This is a genomic window from Micromonospora sp. DSM 45708 (genome assembly GCF_039566955.1).
GTDB lineage: Bacteria > Actinomycetota > Actinomycetes > Mycobacteriales > Micromonosporaceae > Micromonospora.
This window is the reverse complement of sequence record NZ_CP154796.1, coordinates 607,726-629,454: the sequence shown is the minus strand read 5'-3', so window position 1 is coordinate 629,454 and position 21,729 is coordinate 607,726. Positions and strand designations below refer to the sequence as shown.

Sequence of the window (21,729 nt, the reverse complement as noted above, 5' to 3'; positions counted from 1 at the left end):
CGCGACTCAACAAGACTGTGTCGCGTCCCCGACCCAGCCCTCATCCGCCGGTCGGTGCGGGAGGTTCAGGCCGCCAGATCGACCAAGGACGGGACCGGGGACACCAACGGGACCGGGAAGCGTCGGGGCGGGGCCGGGTGGATCGCGGCCTCGGCGGCGCGGGCCAGCAGCCGCCGGTCCGCGCCGTCGGCCGGGTGCAGCGCGGCGGCCACGGTCACGGTCACGGTGAGGTCGCGGGCGGCCAGCACCCGGCGCAGCGACGCCCAGAGCGTCTCCTCGCCGAGGAACGCGGGCAGCGTGCTCGCGTCACCGGCGTGCCGGTAGCCGATGCCCAGCGGCACCACCGGCGCGCCGGCGACCACCGCGGCCTCGAACATCGCCGGGCGGAAGCCGTGCGTGGGGCGGCAGCCGGACGGCGCGCCGCACCACGTCGTGCCCTCCGGGAACACGGTGACCGGATGCCCGGCGCGCAGCGCGTCGGCCACCCGGGCGACGGTGGTCGGCAACGCGCGTGGCCGGGACCGGTCCACGAAGACGGTGCCGGCCGCCGCGGCGAGCACGCCCACCACCGGCCAGCTCCGGACCTCCCGCTTGGCCAGCATCCGGGCCGGCGACACCGCGAACACCGCGAGGATGTCCAGCCAGGAGACGTGGTTGGCGACCAGCAGCGCGCGGCGGCGCGGCGGCCGGCCCCGGACCACCAGGCGTACGCCGAGGACGCGCAGCGTCGCGCGGGCCCAGGCGCGCAACGCGGCCCGCCGGTCGGCCGCCGGCAGCAGCGGCAGCAACGCGGCGAGGGCGGCGCCGGTCAGCAGCATGCCCAGTACGCCGAGCAGCCGGCCGACCCGGCGCAGCGCGCAGACGTCCGGGACGGTGGCGTGGGGCAGGCACCGCGGCCCGCAGCCGGAGGCGGGCCGCCACAGGCCCTCGCCCCGGGGAGGTGTCACGATCCCACCTCGCCGAGGAAGTGCCGCAGGTGACGCGGGTTCATCCGGTCCAGCGAGAACAGCACGTAGAAGTCGGCGCAGCCGAAGTCCGGGTCGTACGCCGGCTCGCCGCCGACCCAGGCGCCGAGCCGCAGGTAGCCGCGGAGCAGCGGCGGGACCAGCGCACGGCGCTCGGCCGGGGTGAGCACCCCCGGCGTGGGCACGGCGGGCGCCTCGGCGAACCAGGGCCGGCGCGGGGTCACCCGCAGCGGCGGCGGGGCGAGGTGCCGGTCGGTGACCTGCGCCCACACCTCGGCGGCGGCGGTCCCGCCGTCGGCGACCGGCACCGAGGCGCAGCCGCCGAGCCAGCGGGAGCCGCGCAGGTGCAGGTAGCGGCAGATACCGGCCCACATCAGGTTGATCACGGCGCCGGTGCGGTGGTCCGGGTGCACGCAGGAGCGGCCCGCCTCGACCAGGTCGTCGCGCAGCGGGGCCAGCGGGGTCAGGTCGAACTCGCCGTCGGCGTACCGGCGGTCGGTGCGGCCGGGTGGCAGCAGGCGGTAGGTGCCGACCACCTCGCCGGTGTCCTCGCGCAGGACCACCAGGTGGTCGCAGTGGGCGTCGAACTCGTCGGTGTCGAGCCCGGCCGCGCCCGGTGGCAGGGTGGCGCCGAGTTCGCCGGCGAACACCTCGTGGCGCAGGCGTTGCGCGGCGGCGACCAGGATCGGGTCGTCGGCGATCAGCAGGGTGTAACCGCTGGTCGTGATGGGTGCGCCAGCGGCGTGCAGAACGGCCATGGGTCCTGTGTAAGGGGCTCGGGTTGCCGGGTCCGGGGGGAGGGATGTCGATCCGGTGAACGCCGGTCGGCGGCGGCGTGCGGACCCGGGCCGGCGGGTGTGCGAGGCTGCCGGGCGACCGCCGGCGACGACGCCGGCGGACCATCATCCGGAGGTGCACGTGCTGGTCGAGGCCCGTTTCCACGGACCGGACGGTTCCGGCAACGGCGGCTGGAGCGCCGGGATCTTCGCCGCGCTGATCGACGACCGGGGACCGGTGGAGGTCACGTTGCGCCGGCCGCCGCCGCTGGACACGCCGCTGACCGCCGCCGACGGCGCAATCCGCGACCCGGCGGGCCGGCTGGTCGCCGAGGTACGCCGGGTCGGGCCGGTGGACGCGGTGGTGCCGCCGGTGGACCGGGCGACGGCCGAGGCCGCCGCGCGGGCGTACCCCGGTCTGGTGGACCACCCGTTCCCCGGCTGTTTCGTGTGCGGCCCGGACCACCCGGACGGCCTGCGGATCTTTCCCGGCCGGCTGCCGGACGGGCGGACCGCCGCGCCGTTCCGCGCGCCGGCCGACGTGGTGCCCGCGACGGTCTGGGCGGCGCTGGACTGCCCGGGCGGCTGGGCGGTGCTCTCCGCCGGCCGCCCGTACGTGCTGGGTCGGATCGCCGCGCAGATCACGGCGCTGCCCCGGCCGGGCGACGGGTGCGTGGTGACCGGTCTCGCGGTCGGCGTCGAGGGGCGGAAGGCCGAGGTGCACACCAGCCTGTACGGTCCGGACGGCGCGCTGCTCGGCCGGGCGCGCGCCACCTGGGTCGCGCTCCCGGCCGGCTGATCTCCTCCTTGAGGAGGACGGCGCGTACACATCCCGCCTGATTGACCCCGTTGCGCCGGGTTGGAAGGCTGAGCGGGGCGCCCCCGCAACGGCGTCCCACCGGCGTGCGTCCAGCGCGCCGGGGCAGGAGAGGAGAATGATGTCCGACGGGCAGCCACGCCCCAGTGCCGGGACCGGCCAGATCATCGTGTCCGGCCTGACCAAGCAATACAAGAACGTTCGCGCGGTCGACAACCTGTCGTTCACGGTCGAGCCGGGCCGGGTCACCGGCTTCCTCGGCCCGAACGGCGCCGGTAAGACGACCACGCTGCGCATGTTGCTCAACCTGGTCACGCCGACCGCCGGCACGGCCACCATCGGCGGCCACCGGTACGCCGACCTGACCGACCCGCTGCGTACGGTCGGCGCGGTGCTGGAGGCGTCCAGCGCGCACAAGGGCCGCACCGGGATCAACCACCTGCGGGTGATCTGCGCGGCGGCCGGTCTGCCGAAGTCGCGGGCGGACGAGGCGTTGGCGCTGGTCGGGCTCTCCCCGGCGGCGAAGCGCAAGTTCAAGGGCTACTCGCTGGGCATGAAGCAGCGGCTCGGGATCGCCGCCGCGATGCTCGGCAACCCGCAGGTGCTGATCCTGGACGAGCCGGCCAACGGCCTGGACCCGGAGGGCATCCGCTGGATGCGCGGCTTCCTCAAGGGCCTGGCCGCCGAGGGCCGGACGGTGCTGGTCTCCAGCCACCTGCTCTCCGAGATGCAGCTCCTCGCCGACGACGTGGTGATCATCGCGGCCGGCAAGCTGGTCCGGCAGGGCCCGGTCGAGCAGGTGATGGGCTCGATGACGCACGGCGCCCGGATCCGGGTGCGCACCCCGCAGGCGGACGAGCTGGCCGCGGCGCTGCGCGAGCAGTCCGCCACGGTCGAGGCCGACCCGAACGGCGCGCTGCTGGTCAGCGGCGTGGACGCGCCTACCGTGGGGCGGATCGCGCTGGCCGCGAAGGTGGAGCTGCACGAGCTGACCACCGAACGTCCCGACCTCGAAGGGGTCTTCCTGGAGCTGACGGCCGGAAAGGCGGAGATCCGATGACGCTGGTCCGATCCGAGTTGCTCAAGATCCGTACCACCAACACCTGGTGGGTCTTCGGGCTGATCAGCGTGCCGCTGTGGGCACTGGCGCTGGGCTTCAACTGGTTGCAGACCGATGCCCTGACCAGCGGCAACGTGGGTGACGTGCCAGCCGACCAGGCCGACCAGATCCAGGCGGTCTCCAGCGCCGACAGCATCGCCGCCAACCTCTACACCAACGGCCAGTTCTTCGGACTGCTCATCGTGATGCTGCTCGGCATCGTGGTGGTGACCAGCGAGTTCTTCCACCAGACGGTGACCACCACGTTCCTCACCGCGCCGCACCGCACGGCGGTGATGCTGGCCAAGCTGGTCGCGGCCGGCGTGCTGGCGCTGCTGTTCTGGGTCGGCACCACGGTGCTCAACCTGATCTTCGCGCCGCTGATCCTGAACGCGGTGGACGTCGGCTCGCAGCTCGGCAGCGGGGCGGTCTGGCGCGCGGTCGCGCTCAACGGGCTCGCCTACCTGCTCTGGTCCGTGCTCGGCGTCGGCCTCGGCGTGCTGATCCGCAGCCAGATCGGCGCGACGGTGACCGGCATCCTGCTCTACCTGGGCGGCACCATCGGCGCGGCCATCGCCATCGGCCTGCTGGCGTCGCGCTTCGGCGACTGGATCAACGAGCTCCAGTTGCTGGTGCCGTCGCTGGCCTCCGGCCTGATGGTGAGCGGGGCCGAGATCCCCGGCAACCCGCCACGCTGGGCGGGCGCGGCGGTGCTGATCGGGTACGCGGTGGTGACCGGCGTGATCGGCGTGCTGACCATCCGGCGGCGCGACATCTCCTGAGCCGTCGTTCCGCCTCGGCCCCGGCCGGTGACCCGTGTCACCGGCCGGGGCCGTCGCCGTCTAGCAGGAGTCGACCGGACACGCAGCGTTTGCCGAACTTCTGGCATCTTCTGTGAAACGGGCCACCAGCCGGAGGCGAGAATGCCGGTGGCAATCGCACGGCGTAGCCTGGGATCCGTCCCCTGTGCGCCGGAGTGCCGGGCACGGGGCCCCACCGCGTGACATTCACAACCGCGTGAAAGAGGCGATTAGCGGCCGTGTCGACCCAGCAGACATCGCAGGAGAACCCACTGGCGGGTTTCGGCCCGAACGAGTGGATCGTCGAGGAGATGTACCAGCGCTACCTCGCCGACCCGTCGAGCGTCGACTCGGCCTGGCACGACTTCTTCGCCGACTACCGGCCGGCGCCGGGCGCGGCGACCCCGCGCCCGGACGGCCAGGCCAAGCCCGCGGCCAAGCCGGCCGCCCGGCCGGAGCCCGCCGAGCAGCAGGAGGCCGTCGCCACGGTCACCGAGCAGCCGGCCCCCGCCAAGGCCGAGCCCGCGCCGGCGAAGCCCGCCGCCAAGCCGGCGGCGAAGACGCCCGAGCCGGCCCCGGCGAAGAAGGCCGCCCCGGCGAAGCCGGCCGCCGCCAAGGCGCCGGCCGCGAGCGCCGCCGGCACCACCCCGCTGCGGGGCGTCGCCGCCAAGATCGTCCAGAACATGGAGGCGTCGCTCGCCGTCCCGACCGCCACCAGCGTGCGCGCGGTCCCGGCGAAGCTGCTGGTCGACAACCGCATCGTGATCAACAACCACCTGGCCCGCGGTCGCGGCGGCAAGGTCAGCTTCACCCACCTGATCGGGTACGCGATGGTCCGGGCGCTGATCGAGCACCCGGAGATGAACAACTCCTTCGTCGAGGTCGACGGCAAGCCGGCGATGCTCCGGCCGGAGCACGTCAACCTGGGCATCGCCATCGACCTGGCCAAGCCGGACGGCTCCCGCAACCTGGTCGTGCCGTCCATCAAGGCCTGCGAGCAGATGGACTTCCGGCAGTTCTGGCAGGCGTACGAGGACGTGGTCCGGCGCGCCCGCCGCAACGAGCTGACCATGGAGGACTACTCCGGCACCACCATCTCGCTGACCAACCCGGGCGGCATCGGCACGGTGCACTCGATCCCACGCCTGATGCCGGGGCAGAGCGCCATCATCGGCGTCGGCGCGATGGAGTACCCGGCTCCCTACCAGGGCATGAGCGAGGCCACCCTGGCGGAGAACGCGGTCAGCAAGGTCATCACGCTGACCAGCACGTACGACCACCGGATCATCCAGGGCGCGCAGTCCGGCGAGTTCCTGAAGGTGATGCACGAGCTGCTGCTCGGCGAGCACGGCTTCTACGACGAGATCTTCACCTCGCTGCGCATCCCGTACGAGCCGGTGCGCTGGATGCGCGACGTGGCCGTCGACAGCGAAGGCCAGATCAACAAGACCGCGCGGGTGCACGAGCTGATCCACGCGTACCGGGTGCGCGGTCACCTGATGGCCGACACCGACCCGCTCGAGTTCGAGATCCGCAAGCACCCCGACCTGGACGTGCTCCAGCACGGGCTCACGCTGTGGGACCTGGACCGGGTCTTCCCGGTCAACGGCTTCGCCGGCAAGCAGCGGATGAAGCTGCGCTCGATCCTCGGCGTGCTGCGGGACTCCTACTGCCGCCGGGTCGGCATCGAGTACATGCACATCCAGGACCCGGAGGAGCGGCGCTGGATCCAGGAGCGGGTCGAGCGCAAGTACGAGAAGCCCAGCTCCGACGAGCAGAAGCACGTGCTCAACCGGCTCAACGCGGCCGAGGCGTTCGAGACGTTCCTCCAGACGAAGTACGTCGGCCAGAAGCGCTTCTCGCTGGAGGGCGGCGAGTCGCTGATCCCGCTGCTCGGCGAGGTGCTGGAGTCCTCCGCCGAGGCCGGGCTGGACGAGGTCGTCATCGGCATGGCCCACCGTGGCCGGCTCAACGTGCTGGCCAACATCGTCGGCAAGCCGTACGAGAAGATCTTCTCCGAGTTCGAGGGGCACCTCGACCCGCGGTCCACGCAGGGCTCCGGCGACGTGAAGTACCACCTCGGTCAGAACGGCAAGTTCACCACGCCGGACGGCGACCACGCGGTCAAGGTGTCGGTGGTGGCGAACCCGTCGCACCTGGAGGCCGTCGACCCGGTGCTGGAGGGCATCGTCCGGGCCAAGCAGGACCGGATCGACCTCAAGCTGGAGGGCTACACCGTGCTGCCGCTGGCGGTGCACGGTGACGCCGCCTTCGCCGGCCAGGGCGTGGTCGCCGAGACGCTCAACCTGTCCCAGCTGCGCGGCTACCGCACCGGCGGCACCGTGCACGTGGTGGTCAACAACCAGGTCGGCTTCACCACCGCCCCGGAGTACAGCCGGTCCAGCCTCTACAGCACCGACGTGGCCCGGATGATCCAGGCGCCGATCTTCCACGTCAACGGCGACGACCCCGAGGCCGTGGTCCGGGTCGCCCGGCTGGCCTTCGAGTACCGGCAGGCGTTCAACAAGGACGTCGTGATCGACCTGGTCTGCTACCGCCGGCGCGGGCACAACGAGGGCGACGACCCGTCGATGTCCAACCCGCAGATGTACAAGATCATTGACTCGAAGCGGTCGGTCCGGAAGCTCTACACCGAGGAGCTGATCGGGCGCGGCGACATCACCGTGGAGGACGCCGAGGAGCTGCTGCGCGACTACCAGGCGCAGCTCGAACGCGTCTTCAAGGCCACCCGGGACGCGGCCACCACGCCGCGGCAGCTCGGCCGCCCGAAGCGGGAGGAGGAGCCGGAGCCGCAGGTCGACACCGCTACCGACGCCTCCGTGGTGAAGGCGATCGGCGAGGCGCACGTCAACCTGCCGGAGGGCTTCACCCCGCACAAGCGCATCCAGCAGCTGCTGGAGCGGCGCCGGAAGATGTCCGTCGAGGGCAACATCGACTGGGGCTTCGGCGAGATCATCGCGTTCGGCGCGCTGCTGCACGACGGCGTCACGGTCCGGCTCGCCGGGCAGGACTCGCGTCGCGGCACGTTCGTCCAGCGGCACGCCTCGGTGGTCGACGCCCGCACCGGCGACGACTACCTGCCGCTGAAGACGTTCACCGCCGACGGCGAGCGGTCCCGCTTCTTCGTGCACGACTCGCTGCTCTCCGAGTACGCCGCCATGGGCTTCGAGTACGGCTACTCGGTGGAGAACATCGACGCGCTGGTGGCCTGGGAGGCCCAGTTCGGTGACTTCGTCAACGGCGCCCAGTCGGTGATCGACGAGTTCATCTCCTCCGGCGAGGTGAAGTGGGGCCAGCGTTCCGCCATCACCCTGCTGCTGCCGCACGGCCACGAGGGCCAGGGGCCGGACCACACCTCCGGCCGCCCGGAGCGCTTCCTCCAGCTCTGCGCCGAGGACAACATGCGGGTGGCCATCCCGACCACCCCGGCGAACTACTTCCACCTGCTGCGTCGCCAGGCCCTGTCGCCCAAGCGCAAGCCGCTCGTGGTGTTCACGCCGAAGTCGCTGCTGCGGCACAAGCTCTGCGTGTCGCCGGTGGAGGACTTCACCACCGGCACCTTCTCCCCCGTGCTGGCCGACACCGCCGCCCCGGCGCCGGAGCAGGTCAAGCGCGTGCTGCTCTGCTCGGGCAAGGTCTACTACGACCTGTTCCAGGCCCGGCAGGAGCGCGGCGTCACCGACACCGTGATCCTCCGGATGGAGCAGCTCTACCCGCTGCCGGTCGACGAGGTCCGGGCCGCGCTGGCGCAGTACCCGAACGCCGAGGACTTCGCCTGGGTCCAGGAGGAGCCGGCCAACCAGGGCGCCTGGTCGTTCGTGGCGCTCAACCTGCTGGAGCACCTGCCCGAGGTCCGGCTGCGCCGCATCTCCCGGCCGTCCGCCGCCGCCCCGGCGGTCGGCTCGGCGAAGATGCACGAGGTCGAGCAGAACGCGCTGATCGAGGCGGCCCTGCCCCGCCCGTGACACCCACCGCAAGCGGCCCGTCCCTCCACCGGGGCGGGCCGCTGCCGTACGACGAGAGGACGACCGTGTACTTCACCGACCGTGGCATCGAGGAGCTGGTCGAGCGCCGGGGCGACGAGCAGGTCAGCCTGGAGTGGCTGGGCGAGCGACTGCGCGACTTCGTCGACCTGAACCCGGAGTTCGAGACGCCGATCGAGCGGTTCGCCACCTGGCTGGCCCGCCTGGACGACGAGGACGATGAGTGACCGTTCGCGTTTGACTAGTTCCGCTGCGTGACGTCCACTGTTGAGGTATGGAACCTGGGAGCCGCAAGCCACCGCAGGACGCGGTGACCGTACGCCACCTGCGCCTCGGCATCGGATCGGTCGGTCTCGCGCTGCCGGTCGTGCTGGTGGTCGGTCACGTCGTCGCCACCCGACGCCTCACCCTGCTCGACTCGCTCAGCGGGTACTACCACTCCGAGATGCGGGACGTCTTCGTCGGCGCGATGTGCGCCGTCGGCGTCTTCCTGATCAGCTACCGCTACCGCCGGCCGGAGGACGTGCTGGGCACGTGCGCCGGCGTGCTGGCGATCGTGGTGGCGCTGTTCCCCACCACCACGGGCGCGCCGGCCGCCTCGGTCGACGGGGTCGACCGGACGGCCGGTCTGGTGCACCAGGTCGCCGCCGCCGGGCTCTTCGCCCTGCTCGCGGTCTTCTGCCTGGTGCTCTTCGTCCGCCCGGACCGGGCCGGGGTGCCGCCCCGGCGCGCGGCGCAGGTCTTCTACCGGGCCTGCGGCGGGCTCATCCTGCTCGCCGTCGCGCTCGCGCTGGCCAGCACGCAGCTCCCGGCCGACGTCCGGCACACGCTCAAGCCGGTGCTGTGGTGCGAGACGCTCGCCGTGTTCGCCTTCGGCGCGGCCTGGGTGGCGAAGAGCGACGCGCTCCTGCGCGCCGCCGAACCACCCCCCGTCCTCGACCCCACTCCCCACTCCCCCACCCCCGCATAACCCCCACCCCCACACACCCCGGGGGGGTGGGGTGGGGGCGGGGACAAGGACCCGGGCGGGGGGATGGGCGATCTTGTAGCGTGAGGTCGTGGCGCGCAGCGTGTACCTGACCGGCGTGGGGTCCGGCGGAGGGAAGTCGACGGTGGCGCTCGGCCTGGCCGAGCTGCTGTCCCGGCAGGTCGAGCGGATCGGCGCGTTCCGGCCGCTGGTCGCCGGCGGTGACACCCCGGACCCGATCCTGGCCCTGCTCACCGAGCGCTACCGGGTGGAACTGCCGGTCGACGAGCTGCACGGCGCCACCTACGCCGAGGCCACCGCGCTGGTCACGAACGGCCGGCGGGAGGAGCTGATCTCGGCGATCGTGAACCGCTACCGGGAGGTGGAGCGGCGCTGCCCCGCGGTCGTGGTGGTCGGCAGCGACTTCGCCGACGGAGACGGCGCCGGCCCCCGCGAGCTGGCCTTCAACGCCCGCCTGGCGATCGAGTTCGGCAGCGTCGTGGTGCCCGTGGTGGACGGGTTCGACCAGCCGCCCGAGGCCATTGCGGCGGCGATGCGCGGCGCGTACCACGATCTGGCCGACCTCGGCGCGACAGTGGTGGCGGTGGTCGCCAACCGGGTGCCCGGCCCGATGACGCTGCCCGAGCTGCCGGTCCCCGCGTACGCGATCCCGGAGGTGCCGACCGTGTCGGCGCCGACGGTGGCCGAGGTGGCGACCGCGCTCGACGCCACCCGGCTCGCCGGCGACCGGGCCGCGCTGGACCGCGACGTGCTCGACTACGTGGTCGGCGCGGCGCACGTGCCGACGCTGCTGGACCACCTCACCGACGGCGCGCTGGTGATCACCCCCGGTGACCGGGCCGACCTGCTGGTCGCCGCCGGCGCCGCGCACGTGGCCGGGCAGGTGTCGCTGGCCGGGCTGGTGCTCACGCTCGGCGAGCAGCCCGACCCGCGCGCCATGCGGCTGGTCGAGCGGATGAACACCGGGCTGGCGGTGCTCTCGGTGACCAGCGACAGCTACGACACGGTCGAGGCGTCCAGCCGGATCGAGGGCCGCCCCAGCACCGCCAACCCGCGCAAGGTCGAGGCGGCCCTGGGCGCGTTCGAGCGCTGCGTGGACACCGACGACCTGGCCGCCCGGCTCCGGGTCACCCGCTCCGCGCGGGTCACCCCGCTGATGTTCGAGAACGACCTGATCGACCGGGCGCGGGCGCGACGCCGCCGGCTGGTGCTGCCCGAGGGCGCCGAGGAGCGCATCCTGCGGGCGGCGGAGGTGCTGCTGCGCCGCGGCGTCGCCGAGCTGACGCTGCTCGGCCGGCCGGACGAGATCGCCCGGCGGACCCGCGAGCTGGGCGTCGACGTCGGCGACGCGCAGCTCGTCGACCCGGCGACCAGCGAGTGGCGCGACGAGTTCGCCACCGCGTACGCGAAGCTGCGCGCCCACCGGGGCATGACGCCGGAGCTGGCGTACGACATCGTGGCGCAGCCCAACTACTTCGGCACCATGATGGTGGAGGCCGGCCGCGCCGACGGCATGGTTTCCGGCGCCACCCATACCACGGCCGCCACCATCCGGCCGGCCTTCGAGATCATCCGGACCGTGCCCGGCGTCTCGGTCGCGTCAAGCGTCTTCTTCATGCTGCTCGCCGACCGGGTGCTGGTCTACGGCGACTGCGCGGTCAACCCCGACCCGGACGCCGCCCAGCTCGCCGACATCGCCATCTCCTCGGCCGACACCGCGGCCCGGTTCGGCATCGAGCCGCGGGTGGCGATGCTGTCGTACTCCACCGGCAGCTCCGGCGCCGGCGCGGACGTGGAGAAGGTCGCGGCGGCCACGAAGCTGGTCCGGGAACGGCGGCCGGACCTGCTGGTCGAGGGTCCGATCCAGTACGACGCGGCGATCGACCCGCAGGTGGCCGCCACCAAACTGCCGGACAGCCCGGTGGCGGGTCGGGCCACCGTGTTCATCTTCCCGGACCTGAACACCGGCAACAACACGTACAAGGCGGTGCAGCGCTCGGCCGGCGCGGTGGCGGTCGGCCCGGTCATGCAGGGCCTGCGCCGGCCGGTAAACGACCTGTCCCGGGGCGCGACCGTGCCGGACATCGTCAACACGGTGGCGATCACCGCCATCCAGGCCGCCACGGAGGCGTCGGAATGAGCCGCATCCTGGTCCTCAACAGCGGATCCTCGTCGGTCAAGTACCGGCTGTACGACGGCGACGACGTGCGCGACAGGGGCACCGTGGAGCGGGTCGGCGAGCCGGGCGGCGGGCCGGCCGACCACGAGAGCGCGGTCCGGGAGATCATCGAGCGGCTCGACCTCGACGGGCTGGCCGGCGTCGGGCACCGGGTGGTGCACGGCGGACGGCGGTTCAGCGCCCCGGTGCTGATCGACGACGCGGTCGTCGCCGGGATCGAGGACCTCGTCCCGCTGGCCCCGCTGCACAACCCGGCCAACCTGGCCGGCATCCGGGTGGCCCGGGAGGCGCTGCCGGACACCCCGCAGGTGGCCGTCTTCGACACCGCCTTCCACCACACGCTGCCCGAGGCCGCCGCCACGTACGCGATCGACCGGGCGACCGCCGAGCGGTACGACATACGCCGCTACGGTTTTCACGGCACCTCGCACGCGTACGTGTCGCGGCGGACCGCCGAACTGCTCGACCGGCCGTACGCCGAGCTGAACACCATCACGCTGCACCTGGGCAACGGGGCGAGCGCCTGCGCGGTGCGGGGTGGTCGGAGCGTGGCCACCTCGATGGGCATGTCCCCGCTGGAGGGCCTGGTGATGGGCACCCGCAGCGGCGACCTCGACCCGACCGTCATCTTCCACCTGCGCCGCGAGGCGGGGATGGGCGTGGACGAGATCGACGACCTGCTCAACCACCGCAGCGGCCTGCTCGGGCTGACCGGTGTCAACGACATGCGGGAGGTGCTGGCCCGCCGCGACGCCGGCGACCCGGCGGCGACGCTGGCGTTCGACGTCTACTGCCGGCGGATCACCGGCTACGTGGGCGCGTACTACGCGCTGCTCGGGCGTGTCGACGCGATCGCGTTCACCGCCGGGGTCGGTGAGCGCGCCGCCGGAGTGCGGGCCGCGTCGCTGGCCGGCCTGGACCGGCTCGGCATCGCCGTCGACCCGGCCCGCAACGACGACGCCGGTGATCGGCTGATCTCGCCGGCCGGCGCCGAGGTCGCGGTGCTCGTGGTCGGCACCGACGAGGAGCGGGAGATCGCCCGGGAGACCCGCGAGGTGCTCGCCGCCTGACCGCTATCGACGCCACCTCGGGGAGAGGGGGCGTTGACCCGGCGCGTCCGACGCCGCCACGACGTGCCGGCGGCGGAGCGCTCGCCGGCCGTGGACCGGGGTCAGCCCAGGGCGACCCAGGCGACCAGGGCGACGACCACCACGGCGGCGACGGCGAGGCCGGCGATCAACGGCAACCGGGACGGCGCGGGCGCCGCCACGGCCGGCTCGGGCGTGTCCACGAAGGCGCGGAACTGCGCGGTGTTGCCGCTGGGGTCGGTGTAGTTCTCAGCCATGCGGGTGACCCTAGCGAAGCCCACCGCCCACCAGTGTCCCGCCGGGCCGGAGCCGGCGGGCACGGGCGGCCGGGTCGGGCAAACCCCGGCCGGGTGGTGGAGGCGTGGCCCGGCCGGGTGGTGGAGGCGTGGCCCGGCCGGGTGGTGGAGGCGTGGCCCGGCCGGGTGGCGGGGGCAGCCGCCCGGACGGCGGGCGCGGTCGGCCCGCTCGGCTGCCTACCGTGCAGGCATGACGGGGCGGCGGCTGGTGGCCGTGTTGACGACGGCGCTGCTGGCCGGCTGCGGGTCGGCCGTCGCCACCACCGGCCCGGTCCCGGCCGGCGTCCGGACCGCCCCGGAGCGCCCGTACGCGGTGGGGATGCGGCAGTTCACCGTCGACCCGGACGGCCCCCGTCCCCTGCCGGTCACCGTCTGGTACCCGGTGGACCCGTCCGCCTTCCCCGGCCCGGTCACCGCCCTCCCCGCCACGCCGCGCCCCGCCGGCACCCCGGGACCGCGCTCCCCCGGACCGCGCTTCCCCGACCCCTCCGGACGGGATCGGGCGGCCGTCCCACCGAGCCCCGGCACGGCGGCCGGGCCGATCGTCCGGGCGCGGGCGCCGGTGGCCGCCGGGCGGTTCCCGGTGGTCGTCTTCAGCCACGGCCTGCGCAGCCTGCCCGCGCTGCACGCGCAGCTCACCACCCGCTGGGCCGCCGCCGGTTTCGTGGTGGCGGCGCCCACCTACCCCCGGACCAACCTGCGCGCCCGCGCCTTCACCCGCGACGACGTCCGCAACCAGCCGGCCGACGCCCGGCGACTGGTCGGTCACCTGGTCCGCCTGGGCGCCCGCCCCGGTGACCCGCTCGGCGCGCACCTGGCCGTGGACCGGTTCGCCGCCGCCGGGCACTCGGCCGGTGGTCACACCACGCTCGGCATGTTCGTCTCCGGGCGACCGTCCCCGCTGCGGGCCGGGATCGTGATCGCCGGTGGCCGGCCGGTCGCCGGTCGCGCGCGACCGGCGGTGCCGATGCTGTTCGTGCACGGCGCCGCCGACCGGATCGTGCCGGAGTCGGTCGGCCGGGCCGCGTACGCCCGCTGCCTCGGGCCGGCCGCCTTCCTCAGCCTGCCCGGTCAGGGCCACGGCGAGTACCTGAACCCGGGCCGCCCCGGCTTCACCGAGGTGCTCGCGACCACCACGGACTTCCTTCGCTGGACGCTCTACGCCGACCGGGCCGCCCTGCGTCGCCTCCCCGCCGACGCCACCACCCCCGGCGTCACCACCCTCACCACCCGCGCCCTCCCCACCTGACCGCCCCTGTCTCGATGATCAAGGAGTTCGGGTCACCCGGGCTGACCACCGCCGACGCCAACTCCTTGATCACCGGGTGTCGGCGCCCGGGAGAGCGGGCGGGGTGGGCAGGGTAGGTTCGGGCAGGTGGACGGGCTGACGGAGCGGCAACTGGGTGCGATCCGCGAGGTGGTTGAACTGGCCGACGCGGACGACATCGAGGTGTGGCTGCGCGGCGGCTGGGCGATGGACTTCCACCTCGGCGCCGTGAGCCGGCCGCACGTCGACGTCGACTGGTACTGCTGGCGGCGCGACGCCGAGCGGCTGGCTGTCCGGCTCGGTGGGCAGGGCTGGCGACCCGATCCTCGGATGCCGACCGCGCAGCAGCTCGACCTGCTCCGGGGCGATGTCGAGTTGAGCTTCGCCTACCTGGAGCGGGACGACGCGGGCCGGGTGGTGGTCGGCGCCGGGCCCTGGGCCGGCACGCCCCTGCCGGCGGGGATGCTCGACGCGCCGGCCGGCCGGATCGGGTCGCGCACCGCACCGGTGATCAGTGTCACCGCGCAGATCGAGTTCAAGGAGATGTTCCCGGTCTGGATGCCGGCACGGCCCCGTCGTGCGAAGGACGCCGCCGACCTGGCCCGCCTCCGGGCATCGGTCGGCGGCCCTCCGGCGGGCTGACCCGGCCACCGCCCGCCACTCGCCGCCCGCCCCAGGTGTTGAGCGGGGACCCCTCCCTACCCGCCCGGTGGCCCGCTGACCCGAGGCACAATCGAGGTCATGCGCCCTCGTCCCGTCGCCCTGGCCACCGCCGCCGCCCTGCTCGGCGCCGGTCTGGCCGGCTGCTCGGAGCCGACCGCCCCGGCCGGGCGGCCCGCCCCCGACATCTCCCCGAAGAGCGCCACCCCGACCCCCCGGGTGCCCGCCGGCAAGGCGCCCGCGAAGAGCTTCGCGGTCGGCGTACGCCAACTGAAGCTGAACCGCGACGGCGACCGGCCGTTGCCGGTGTCGCTCTGGTACCCGGCGGCGGGTCCGGCCGGCGGAGCGGCGGAGCGGTCCGTCCCGGCGGCGGCCGGCCGGTTCCCGGTGGTGGTGTTCAGTCACGGGCTGGGTGCCCGGCCGGAGGACTACCAGGTGTTGCTGACGCGCTGGGCGGCGGCCGGGTTCGTGGTGGCCGCGCCGCGCTTCCCGCACACCTCCCGGGGGGCCGACGGCAACCCGCTCGACGTGCTCAACCAGCCGGCCGACGTGTCGTACGTGCTGAGCCGCATGCTCGCGCTCGACGGTACGGCGGGCGATCCGCTGCGGGGCCGGCTGGACCCGGACCGGGTGGCCGCGACCGGGCACAGCGCCGGCGGGGTGACCACCATCGGGCTGTTCACCACCGGCCGGGACGAGCGGCTGGACGCGGGCATCGTCTTCGCCGGCACGGCGCTCGGGGTGGGCACCGGGTTCGCCGGCGCCGCCGCACCGCAGCTGTTCGTGCACGGTGAGGCGGACGAGGTGGTGTCGTACGCGGCGGGCCGGGCCGTCTTCGACGCGGTGCCGTGGCCCAAGGCCATGCTCAGCCTGCCGAAGGGCGACCACGGCCGGGCGCTGCTCGGCGACGGGAAGGCGCTGCGGGTGGTCGCCGACACCACCGTCGAGTTCCTGCGCTGGACCCTCTACGGCGACCCGGCCGCGAAGGAGCGCCTTCCCGCCGACGCCGCCCGGGGTGGCGTGGCCACCCTGGACGACCGGCTGTAGCGCGACGCCCCGCTCAGGCGGTGTGGTCGACGACCACCTTGCCGAAGACCTCGCCGGAGTGCAGCCGGGCGAACGCGTCGGAGATGTCGCTGAACGGCACCACCCGGTCCACCACCGGCCGGACCCCGTGCTCGGCGCAGAACGCGAGCAGCTCGGTCAGCTCGTCCGGGGTGCCCATGGACGTGCCGAGGATCTCCAACTGCATGGCGAAGACCCGGCGCAGGTTGACCTTGGGCTCGTGCCCGGCGGTCGCGCCGGAGACCACGATCCGGGCCATCGGCGCGGCCGACTTCAGCGAGTGGTCGAACGTGGCCGCGCCGACCGTCTCGACCACCACGTCGACCCGCTCCGGCAGGCGCGCGCCGGGCTCCAGCGCGGTGGCGCCCAGCTCGGTGATCCGCTCCCGCTTGGCGGCGTCGCGGCTGGTCGCGTACACCCGCTTGCCGAGCGCGACGCCGAGCGCGACCGCCGCGGTGGCCACGCCGCCGCCGGCGCCCTGGACCAGCACCGACTCGCCGTCGGCGACCCGGCCCTTGGTGGTGAGCATCCGCCACGCGGTGAGCCAGGCCGTGGGCAGGCACGCCGCGTCGGTGGCCGACAGGCCGTCGGGCAGCGGCAGCAGGTTCATCCGGGGTACGGCGACCAGCTCGGCGAACGTGCCCGGGAAGTGCTCGGAGAGGATGGAGACGCCACGCGGGTCGCCCGGGGTGGGCACCACCGGGTAGATGACCACCTCGTTGCCGTCCGGGTCGGTGCCGACCGCGTCGCAGCCGAGGATCATCGGGAGCTGGTCGGCGGTCAGGCCCACGCCACGCAGCGACCAGAGGTCGTGGTGGTTGAGCGAGCTGGCCCGCACGCGCACGGTGACCCAGTCGTCCTGCGGGTGGACCGGCTCGGGACGGTCGCCGACGGCGAGCGCGGCGAGCGGTTTGTCGGCGTCGAAGGCCGAGGCATAGGCAGCACGCATGATCGGCACGGTAACAAGCTGAGCGGGCGTTAAGAAGGGGCCCTTCCTATGCGGAAGGGGCCCCTCCTTGCACCTCAGCGGCGGGCGACCCCGTCGCGGCGGGCGGCTTCGGCGACCGCCTCGGCCACCGCCGGGGCGACCCGCGGGTCCAGCGGGGACGGCACGATCGCGTCCGCGGTCAGCGATCCGGCCACCACGCCCGCGATGGCGTCGGCGGCGGCCACCTTCATCGCGTCGGTGACGCGGGTGGCCCCGGCGTCCAGCGCGCCCCGGAACACGCCCGGGAAGGCGAGCACGTTGTTGATCTGGTTGGGATAGTCGCTGCGGCCGGTGGCGACCACCGCGACGTGCCGGGCGGCCACCTCAGGGTGCACCTCCGGGGTGGGGTTGGCCAGCGCGAAGACGATGCCGCCGGGGGCCATGCCGGCCACCGCCGCCTCCGGGATCTGACCGCCGGAGACACCGACCAGCACGTCCGCGCCCCGCAGCGCCTCGGTGACGTCGCCGTGGCGGCCCTCGGCGTTGGTCAGCTCGGCCAGTTCGGCCTTGGTGCCGGTCAGCTCGCGGTGCCGGCCGATGATGCCGCGCGAGTCGCAGACCACCACCCGGGCCGGGTCGACGCCGCCGGCGATCAGCATCTTCGTGACCGCCACGCCGGCCGCGCCGGCGCCGCTGACCGTCACCCGCAGGTCACCGAGCTTGCGGTTGAGCAGCGTCGCCGCGTTGCGCAGCGCGGCCAGCACCACGATCGCGGTGCCGTGCTGGTCGTCGTGGAAGACCGGGATGTCGAGCGCCTCGTCCAGCCGGCGCTCCACCTCGAAGCAGCGCGGCGCGCTGATGTCCTCCAGGTTGATGCCGCCGAACGAGGGCGCGATCGCCCGGACCGCCGCGACGATCTCGTCCACGTCCTGGGTGTCCAGGCAGACCGGGACCGCGTCCACGCCGCCGAACTGCTTGAACAGCACCGCCTTGCCCTCCATCACGGGCAGCGCGGCGCGCGGGCCGATGTTGCCCAGACCGAGCACGGCGGAGCCGTCGGTGACCACGGCGACGGTGTGCGACACCCAGGTGTAGGTGTCGGCGAGGTCGGGGTCGGCGGCGATCGCCTCGCAGACCCGGGCGACCCCCGGGGTGTACGCCAGGGAGAGGTCCTCCCGGCTGGTCAGCGGCACGGTGGAGGCGACGGCCATCTTGCCGCCGAGGTGGAGCCGGAAGACGGGATCAGCGGGGTCCGGGGTGGACGCAGACATGGTGACTCCAGGATCTGTCGAGCAGACGGACCGGCCGGCGCGGTCAGCGGTGGTCAGCGACCGGCGGGGCGGCGGTGCGGGGGTCACCCGGGCACTTTCCGAGCATAGTCACGCACCGGCTACCAGGATGTGAGCGGGGTCATATTCATGGCTACCCCTGCCGGCCCCTGATCCATCCCGGACGCGGCCACCATCGCGCCACCACCCGGCCCCGGACGTCGGCCACCCCGTAGGCCCGGGAGTCGTCGGTGACCAGGTCGTTGTCGCCGCGCAGCCACCAGCCGCCGTCGCGCGGCTCGACCGCGCGCTTCACCACCAGCAGGTCCGGGCGGCTGCGGAAGACCGCAACCACCACGTCGCCGGCGCGGACCGGTCGTCCACCGGTGCGGACCAGCACCGCGTCGCCGTGGCGCAGCGTCGGGGACATGGACGGGCCGGTGATCAGCACGGGCATCACGGGGTTTCACCTCCCGCCCGCCGGAAAGCATCTCCAGGAGTAATGTCGTCTTGGATCATCGCAAACATCCCATGGAGGACCCTGATGCGCCTTCCTCGCATCCTCACGCCCCGGGTGACCGCCAGCGCCCACTGTGACCTGCCCTGCGGCGTCTACGACCCGGCCCAGGCCCGGATCGAGGCCGAATCGGTCAAAATGATCTGCGAGAAGTACCAGGCGAACACCGACCCGGAGTTCCGCACCCGCGCCATCCTGATCAAGGAGCAGCGGGCCGACCTGGTCAAGCACCACCTGTGGGTGCTCTGGACCGACTACTTCAAGCCTGCGCACTTCGAGAAGTACCCGCATCTGCACCAGCTCTTCAACGAGGCCACCAAGCTGGCCGGTGCGGCCGGCGCCAAGGGCGGCACCGACCCGGCCAAGGCCGACGAGCTGCTCTCGAAGATCGACGAGATCTCCAAGATCTTCTGGGAGACCAAGCAGGCGTGACCTCGCCTGTCGCCGCACCGACGATCCGGCCGGTACGTCCCGAGGACGTACCGGCCGTCGTCGCCATGGTGCACGAGCTCGCCGAGTACGAGCGCGCCCCGGAGCAGTGCCACCTCACCACCGGACAGCTCCACGCGGCGCTCTTCCCGGGCGCTCCGGGTGGCGGCGCGGCCCCGGACCCGCCGGGCGGGCGCACGCCGGCGCTGTTCGGGCACGTCGCGGTGGACGCGGCGGACCAGCCGGTGGGCTTCGCGCTCTGGTTCCTCAACTTCTCCACCTGGGCCGGCGTGCACGGCATCTACCTGGAGGACCTCTACGTCCGCCCGGACGCCCGGGGCACCGGCGCCGGCCGGCGACTGCTGGCCACGCTGGCCGCGATCTGTGTGGAGCGCGGCTACCAACGGCTCGACTGGTGGATGCTCCACTGGAATCCGGCGGCCCGGTTCTACGCCGCGATCGGGGCCACCCCGATGGACGAGTGGACGCCGTACCGGCTGGCCGGGGCCGCGTTGCGCGATCTCGCCGCGCAGGTGACGCCCGCGCCCACGCGCCCGGCCGCCTGACCGGGTAGAGTCCCGCACCGGGGGGATGAGGCGTGACTCAACTGACCGGGCAGCCGACGACGGACGACGACGTCGTGCACCTCACCGTGCCCGCCGACGGTGGTTACCTCGGCGTGCTCCGCACCGCCACGGCCGGCCTCGCGGCCCGGCTCCAGTTCGCCCTCGACGAGATCGAGGACCTGCGCATCGCGGTCGACGAGGCGTGCGCCATGCTGCTCGCGATCGCCACCCGCGACGCCGAGCTGGAGTGCCGCTTCGCGGTCACCGAGGACGCGCTCACCGTCGAGGTGACCGTGCCGACCGTGCGGGGCGCCACGCTGCCGTCCGAGTCGTCCTTCGCGTGGAAGGTGCTCACGGCGCTGACCACCGGGGCCGGCGCCAAGGCGGTCGACGGTCGCGCCACCATCTCGCTGCTGACCCGCCGCGCCGGCGGCTACTGAGCGCCCGCGCCCGGCCGGCCCCGGCGGCTACGGACCGAAGCCGAGCGCCCGGTTGGTGGGACCGCTCACCAGCAGCGCGACCGTGCCGATCCCGAGCGCCATCAGCGGCAGTCCGAGCCAGCCCAGGCCGCCGGAGATCATGTACCACCCGATCGGCAGCAGCATGAGCTGGAGCACGATGGCCGGCGCGCGGGCGCCGGACCGGCGCCGGGACAGCGCGCCGCCGAGCGCCCAGAGCACGACGGCCCCGGCCACCGCGAACGCGGTGATCAGCAGCGCGGAGGTGAGGTCGGTGGTGCGGGCGGTGAGGTCGGACCAGATCAGCCACACCGCGACCAGCCCGAGCGCCACCGCCTCGGCGCGCAGCAGGAGCACCGCCGCGCGGAGCGGGCCGGGGGCCGGGTCCGAGTCGATCGTCACGGCCGCCACGATACCGGTGGGTAGGCGCGGTAATGTGCCGCCCATGCGGGCCGTCCTGGTGGTCAATCCGAAGGCCACCACCACGAGTGAGCGCAGCCGGGACGTGCTGGTCCGGGCGCTGCGCAGTGAAGTCGACCTGTCGGTGCGCTACACCCGCCGGCGGGGCCACGCCATGGATCTGGCCCGGGAGGCCGCCCAGGAGGGCGTCGACCTGGTGGTCACGCTCGGCGGCGACGGCACCGTCAACGAGGTGGTCAACGGGTTGATGGCGGCGGAGCCGCCGACGTTCCGCACCGGGCCGACCTCGGCCGAGCGGCTGCCGGCGCTGGCCACCGTGCCGGGTGGTTCGACGAACGTCTTCGCCCGCGCGCTCGGGCTGCCGCGGGAGTGGCCGGACGGCACCAGCATGATCCTGGAGGGGTTGCGCCTGGGCCGGTCCCGCACGATCGGGCTGGGCCGGGCGGACGACCGCTACTTCACGTTCTGCGCGGGCTTCGGGCTGGACGCGGCCGTCATCCGCCGGGTGGAGCAGGCCCGCAAACGGGGCCGGGTGTCCACCCCGGCGCTCTACTTCCGGTCCACCGCGAGCCAGTACTTCGTCGGCTCGGACCGCCGCCACCCGTCGATCACGCTGGAGCGGCCGGGTGAGGCGCCGGCGACGGAACTGTCCACGGCCATCATCCAGAACACCGCGCCGTGGACCTATCTCGGCGACCGCGAGATCAACCCGAACCCGGAGGCGTCGTTCGACCTCGGGCTGGACGTGCTCGCCCTGCGACAGCTCAAGGTGGCCAGCACGGCACGGACAGTGACGCAATTCTTCTCCCGGCAGCCCGATCCGCATGGCAAGCAGGTGCTGCGACTGCATGACCTGTCGGAGTTCACGCTGCTCACGGCGCGTCCGTTGCCGTTCCAGTTGGACGGGGACTACCTCGGCGAGCGGGAAAAAGTCAGATTCACCTCCGTACCCGCCGCACTGAGAGTAATCTGCTAGGCCTCGGGTATCCCCGTCGGTTGACGCGGACTCCACCGCACCGGGTGAGGGCCGCCACGCCGAGGGAAGGATGCCGGAAATGTCAGCAACGTCACGCAGACCGTACTATATTGATCCTCGACTGTGGCACGCCGGGTAACGAGAGCCCTCGCAAACCGGGACA

At 73.5% G+C, this 21,729-nt stretch carries 22 protein-coding genes; 15 read left to right on the top strand and 7 right to left on the bottom strand.

Annotation, left to right across the window (positions count from 1 at the left end; genetic code table 11):
* Nucleotides 1-65 precede the first annotated feature (65 nt).
* Nucleotides 66-947 carry a lysophospholipid acyltransferase family protein gene (locus VKK44_RS03125; RefSeq protein ID WP_343445331.1) on the bottom strand — a complete coding sequence of 294 codons (882 nt, stop codon included), beginning with the start codon at nt 945-947 and terminating at the stop codon, nt 66-68.
* Complete coding sequence (locus tag VKK44_RS03120; RefSeq protein WP_343445330.1) at nt 944-1,723, bottom strand: GNAT family N-acetyltransferase; 780 nt, start codon at nt 1,721-1,723, stop codon at nt 944-946. Before VKK44_RS03120 ends, VKK44_RS03125 begins: the two co-directional genes overlap by 4 nt.
* A gap of 160 nt (nt 1,724-1,883) precedes the next feature.
* Here VKK44_RS03120 and VKK44_RS03115 point away from each other — a divergent pair, with 160 nt between their 5' ends.
* The 8 genes from VKK44_RS03115 to VKK44_RS03080 all read left to right on the top strand — a co-directional run bounded on the left by VKK44_RS03115 (nt 1,884) and on the right by VKK44_RS03080 (nt 12,698).
* Nucleotides 1,884-2,540 carry a hypothetical protein gene (locus tag VKK44_RS03115; RefSeq protein WP_343447638.1) on the top strand — a complete coding sequence of 219 codons (657 nt, stop codon included), beginning with the start codon at nt 1,884-1,886 and terminating at the stop codon, nt 2,538-2,540.
* A gap of 136 nt (nt 2,541-2,676) precedes the next feature.
* Nucleotides 2,677-3,618 carry an ABC transporter ATP-binding protein gene (locus VKK44_RS03110; RefSeq protein WP_458351598.1) on the top strand — a complete coding sequence of 314 codons (942 nt, stop codon included), beginning with the start codon at nt 2,677-2,679 and terminating at the stop codon, nt 3,616-3,618.
* A complete protein-coding gene (locus tag VKK44_RS03105; RefSeq protein ID WP_343445328.1) occupies nt 3,615-4,439 on the top strand; it encodes an ABC transporter permease in 825 nt (274 codons plus the stop codon). The genes VKK44_RS03110 and VKK44_RS03105 overlap by 4 nt, the downstream gene beginning before the upstream one ends.
* Before the next feature lie 257 nt (nt 4,440-4,696).
* Nucleotides 4,697-8,443, top strand: coding sequence for a multifunctional oxoglutarate decarboxylase/oxoglutarate dehydrogenase thiamine pyrophosphate-binding subunit/dihydrolipoyllysine-residue succinyltransferase subunit (locus VKK44_RS03100; protein WP_343445327.1), 3,747 nt, complete (start codon nt 4,697-4,699; stop codon nt 8,441-8,443).
* A gap of 65 nt (nt 8,444-8,508) precedes the next feature.
* Nucleotides 8,509-8,688 carry a DUF6104 family protein gene (locus VKK44_RS03095; protein ID WP_089009804.1) on the top strand — a complete coding sequence of 60 codons (180 nt, stop codon included), beginning with the start codon at nt 8,509-8,511 and terminating at the stop codon, nt 8,686-8,688.
* Between the two features lie 47 nt (nt 8,689-8,735).
* A complete protein-coding gene (locus VKK44_RS03090) occupies nt 8,736-9,431 on the top strand; it encodes a DUF998 domain-containing protein (protein ID WP_343445326.1) in 696 nt (231 codons plus the stop codon).
* 88 nt (nt 9,432-9,519) lie between these two features.
* Nucleotides 9,520-11,589: a phosphate acetyltransferase gene (pta, locus tag VKK44_RS03085; protein ID WP_343445325.1), complete on the top strand. Its 2,070-nt coding sequence runs from the start codon at nt 9,520-9,522 to the stop codon at nt 11,587-11,589.
* Nucleotides 11,586-12,698: an acetate/propionate family kinase gene (locus VKK44_RS03080; protein WP_343445324.1), complete on the top strand. Its 1,113-nt coding sequence runs from the start codon at nt 11,586-11,588 to the stop codon at nt 12,696-12,698. The genes pta and VKK44_RS03080 overlap by 4 nt, the downstream gene beginning before the upstream one ends.
* A 101-nt stretch (nt 12,699-12,799) precedes the next feature.
* Here the strand turns inward: VKK44_RS03080 and VKK44_RS03075 are convergent, their stop codons facing one another.
* Nucleotides 12,800-12,973 (bottom strand): hypothetical protein, encoded by a 174-nt coding sequence (locus tag VKK44_RS03075; protein WP_343445323.1) that lies wholly within the window; start codon nt 12,971-12,973, stop codon nt 12,800-12,802.
* Nucleotides 12,974-13,202: 229 nt separating this feature from the next.
* On the opposite strand from VKK44_RS03075, the gene VKK44_RS03070 reads away from it, so the two are divergent.
* The 3 genes from VKK44_RS03070 (at nt 13,203) to VKK44_RS03060 (ending at nt 15,986) form a co-directional block, all read left to right on the top strand.
* Complete coding sequence (locus VKK44_RS03070) at nt 13,203-14,261, top strand: alpha/beta hydrolase family protein (protein ID WP_343445322.1); 1,059 nt, start codon at nt 13,203-13,205, stop codon at nt 14,259-14,261.
* 126 nt (nt 14,262-14,387) lie between these two features.
* Entirely contained in the window at nt 14,388-14,921 is a 534-nt protein-coding gene (locus tag VKK44_RS03065) for a nucleotidyltransferase domain-containing protein (protein WP_343445321.1), read from the top strand.
* Nucleotides 14,922-15,020: 99 nt separating this feature from the next.
* Entirely contained in the window at nt 15,021-15,986 is a 966-nt protein-coding gene (locus VKK44_RS03060; protein ID WP_343445320.1) for an alpha/beta hydrolase family protein, read from the top strand.
* A 13-nt stretch (nt 15,987-15,999) separates the two neighbouring features.
* Here the strand turns inward: VKK44_RS03060 and VKK44_RS03055 are convergent, their stop codons facing one another.
* The 3 genes from VKK44_RS03055 to VKK44_RS03045 all read right to left on the bottom strand — a co-directional run bounded on the left by VKK44_RS03055 (nt 16,000) and on the right by VKK44_RS03045 (nt 18,657).
* Nucleotides 16,000-16,962: a zinc-binding dehydrogenase gene (locus tag VKK44_RS03055; RefSeq protein ID WP_343445319.1), complete on the bottom strand. Its 963-nt coding sequence runs from the start codon at nt 16,960-16,962 to the stop codon at nt 16,000-16,002.
* Between the two features lie 65 nt (nt 16,963-17,027).
* Nucleotides 17,028-18,203 carry an NAD(P)-dependent malic enzyme gene (locus VKK44_RS03050; RefSeq protein ID WP_343445318.1) on the bottom strand — a complete coding sequence of 392 codons (1,176 nt, stop codon included), beginning with the start codon at nt 18,201-18,203 and terminating at the stop codon, nt 17,028-17,030.
* Between the two features lie 151 nt (nt 18,204-18,354).
* Nucleotides 18,355-18,657 carry a S24 family peptidase gene (locus VKK44_RS03045; protein ID WP_343445317.1) on the bottom strand — a complete coding sequence of 101 codons (303 nt, stop codon included), beginning with the start codon at nt 18,655-18,657 and terminating at the stop codon, nt 18,355-18,357.
* 87 nt (nt 18,658-18,744) lie between these two features.
* Here VKK44_RS03045 and sodN point away from each other — a divergent pair, with 87 nt between their 5' ends.
* The 3 genes from sodN to VKK44_RS03030 are packed head-to-tail and all read left to right on the top strand — an operon-like array spanning nt 18,745 to nt 20,152.
* Entirely contained in the window at nt 18,745-19,149 is a 405-nt protein-coding gene (gene sodN / locus VKK44_RS03040) for a superoxide dismutase, Ni (protein ID WP_107160972.1), read from the top strand.
* Nucleotides 19,146-19,712 (top strand): GNAT family N-acetyltransferase, encoded by a 567-nt coding sequence (locus VKK44_RS03035; protein WP_343445316.1) that lies wholly within the window; start codon nt 19,146-19,148, stop codon nt 19,710-19,712. Before sodN ends, VKK44_RS03035 begins: the two co-directional genes overlap by 4 nt.
* Before the next feature lie 32 nt (nt 19,713-19,744).
* The gene (locus VKK44_RS03030) at nt 19,745-20,152 is read left to right on the top strand and encodes an ATP-binding protein (protein WP_107160976.1); all 408 of its coding nucleotides are present in this window, start codon (nt 19,745-19,747) and stop codon (nt 20,150-20,152) included.
* Nucleotides 20,153-20,179: 27 nt separating this feature from the next.
* On the opposite strand, the gene VKK44_RS03025 is transcribed toward VKK44_RS03030, so the two are convergent.
* A complete protein-coding gene (locus VKK44_RS03025) occupies nt 20,180-20,572 on the bottom strand; it encodes a hypothetical protein (RefSeq protein WP_343445315.1) in 393 nt (130 codons plus the stop codon).
* 43 nt (nt 20,573-20,615) lie between these two features.
* Here VKK44_RS03025 and VKK44_RS03020 point away from each other — a divergent pair, with 43 nt between their 5' ends.
* On the top strand, nt 20,616-21,566 hold the full coding sequence (locus tag VKK44_RS03020) for a diacylglycerol/lipid kinase family protein (protein WP_281937750.1): 951 nt from the start codon (nt 20,616-20,618) through the stop codon (nt 21,564-21,566).
* The last annotated feature ends 163 nt before the right edge of the window (nt 21,567-21,729 follow it).

What these genes read in the sequence shown, in the direction of transcription:
- VKK44_RS03070 (WP_343445322.1), top strand. Translation starts at nt 13,203, where the DNA reads ATGACGGGGCGGCGGCTGGTGGCCGTGTTGACGACGGCGCTGCTGGCC.
- sodN (WP_107160972.1), top strand. Translation starts at nt 18,745, where the DNA reads ATGCGCCTTCCTCGCATCCTCACGCCCCGGGTGACCGCCAGCGCCCAC.
- VKK44_RS03105 (WP_343445328.1), top strand. Translation starts at nt 3,615, where the DNA reads ATGACGCTGGTCCGATCCGAGTTGCTCAAGATCCGTACCACCAACACC.
- VKK44_RS03020 (WP_281937750.1), top strand. Translation starts at nt 20,616, where the DNA reads ATGCGGGCCGTCCTGGTGGTCAATCCGAAGGCCACCACCACGAGTGAG.
- VKK44_RS03060 (WP_343445320.1), top strand. Translation starts at nt 15,021, where the DNA reads ATGCGCCCTCGTCCCGTCGCCCTGGCCACCGCCGCCGCCCTGCTCGGC.
- VKK44_RS03075 (WP_343445323.1), bottom strand. Translation starts at nt 12,973, where the DNA reads ATGGCTGAGAACTACACCGACCCCAGCGGCAACACCGCGCAGTTCCGC.
- VKK44_RS03080 (WP_343445324.1), top strand. Translation starts at nt 11,586, where the DNA reads ATGAGCCGCATCCTGGTCCTCAACAGCGGATCCTCGTCGGTCAAGTAC.
- VKK44_RS03120 (WP_343445330.1), bottom strand. Translation starts at nt 1,723, where the DNA reads ATGGCCGTTCTGCACGCCGCTGGCGCACCCATCACGACCAGCGGTTAC.
- VKK44_RS03045 (WP_343445317.1), bottom strand. Translation starts at nt 18,657, where the DNA reads ATGCCCGTGCTGATCACCGGCCCGTCCATGTCCCCGACGCTGCGCCAC.
- VKK44_RS03050 (WP_343445318.1), bottom strand. Translation starts at nt 18,203, where the DNA reads ATGTCTGCGTCCACCCCGGACCCCGCTGATCCCGTCTTCCGGCTCCAC.
- VKK44_RS03110 (WP_458351598.1), top strand. Translation starts at nt 2,677, where the DNA reads ATGATGTCCGACGGGCAGCCACGCCCCAGTGCCGGGACCGGCCAGATC.
- VKK44_RS03090 (WP_343445326.1), top strand. Translation starts at nt 8,736, where the DNA reads ATGGAACCTGGGAGCCGCAAGCCACCGCAGGACGCGGTGACCGTACGC.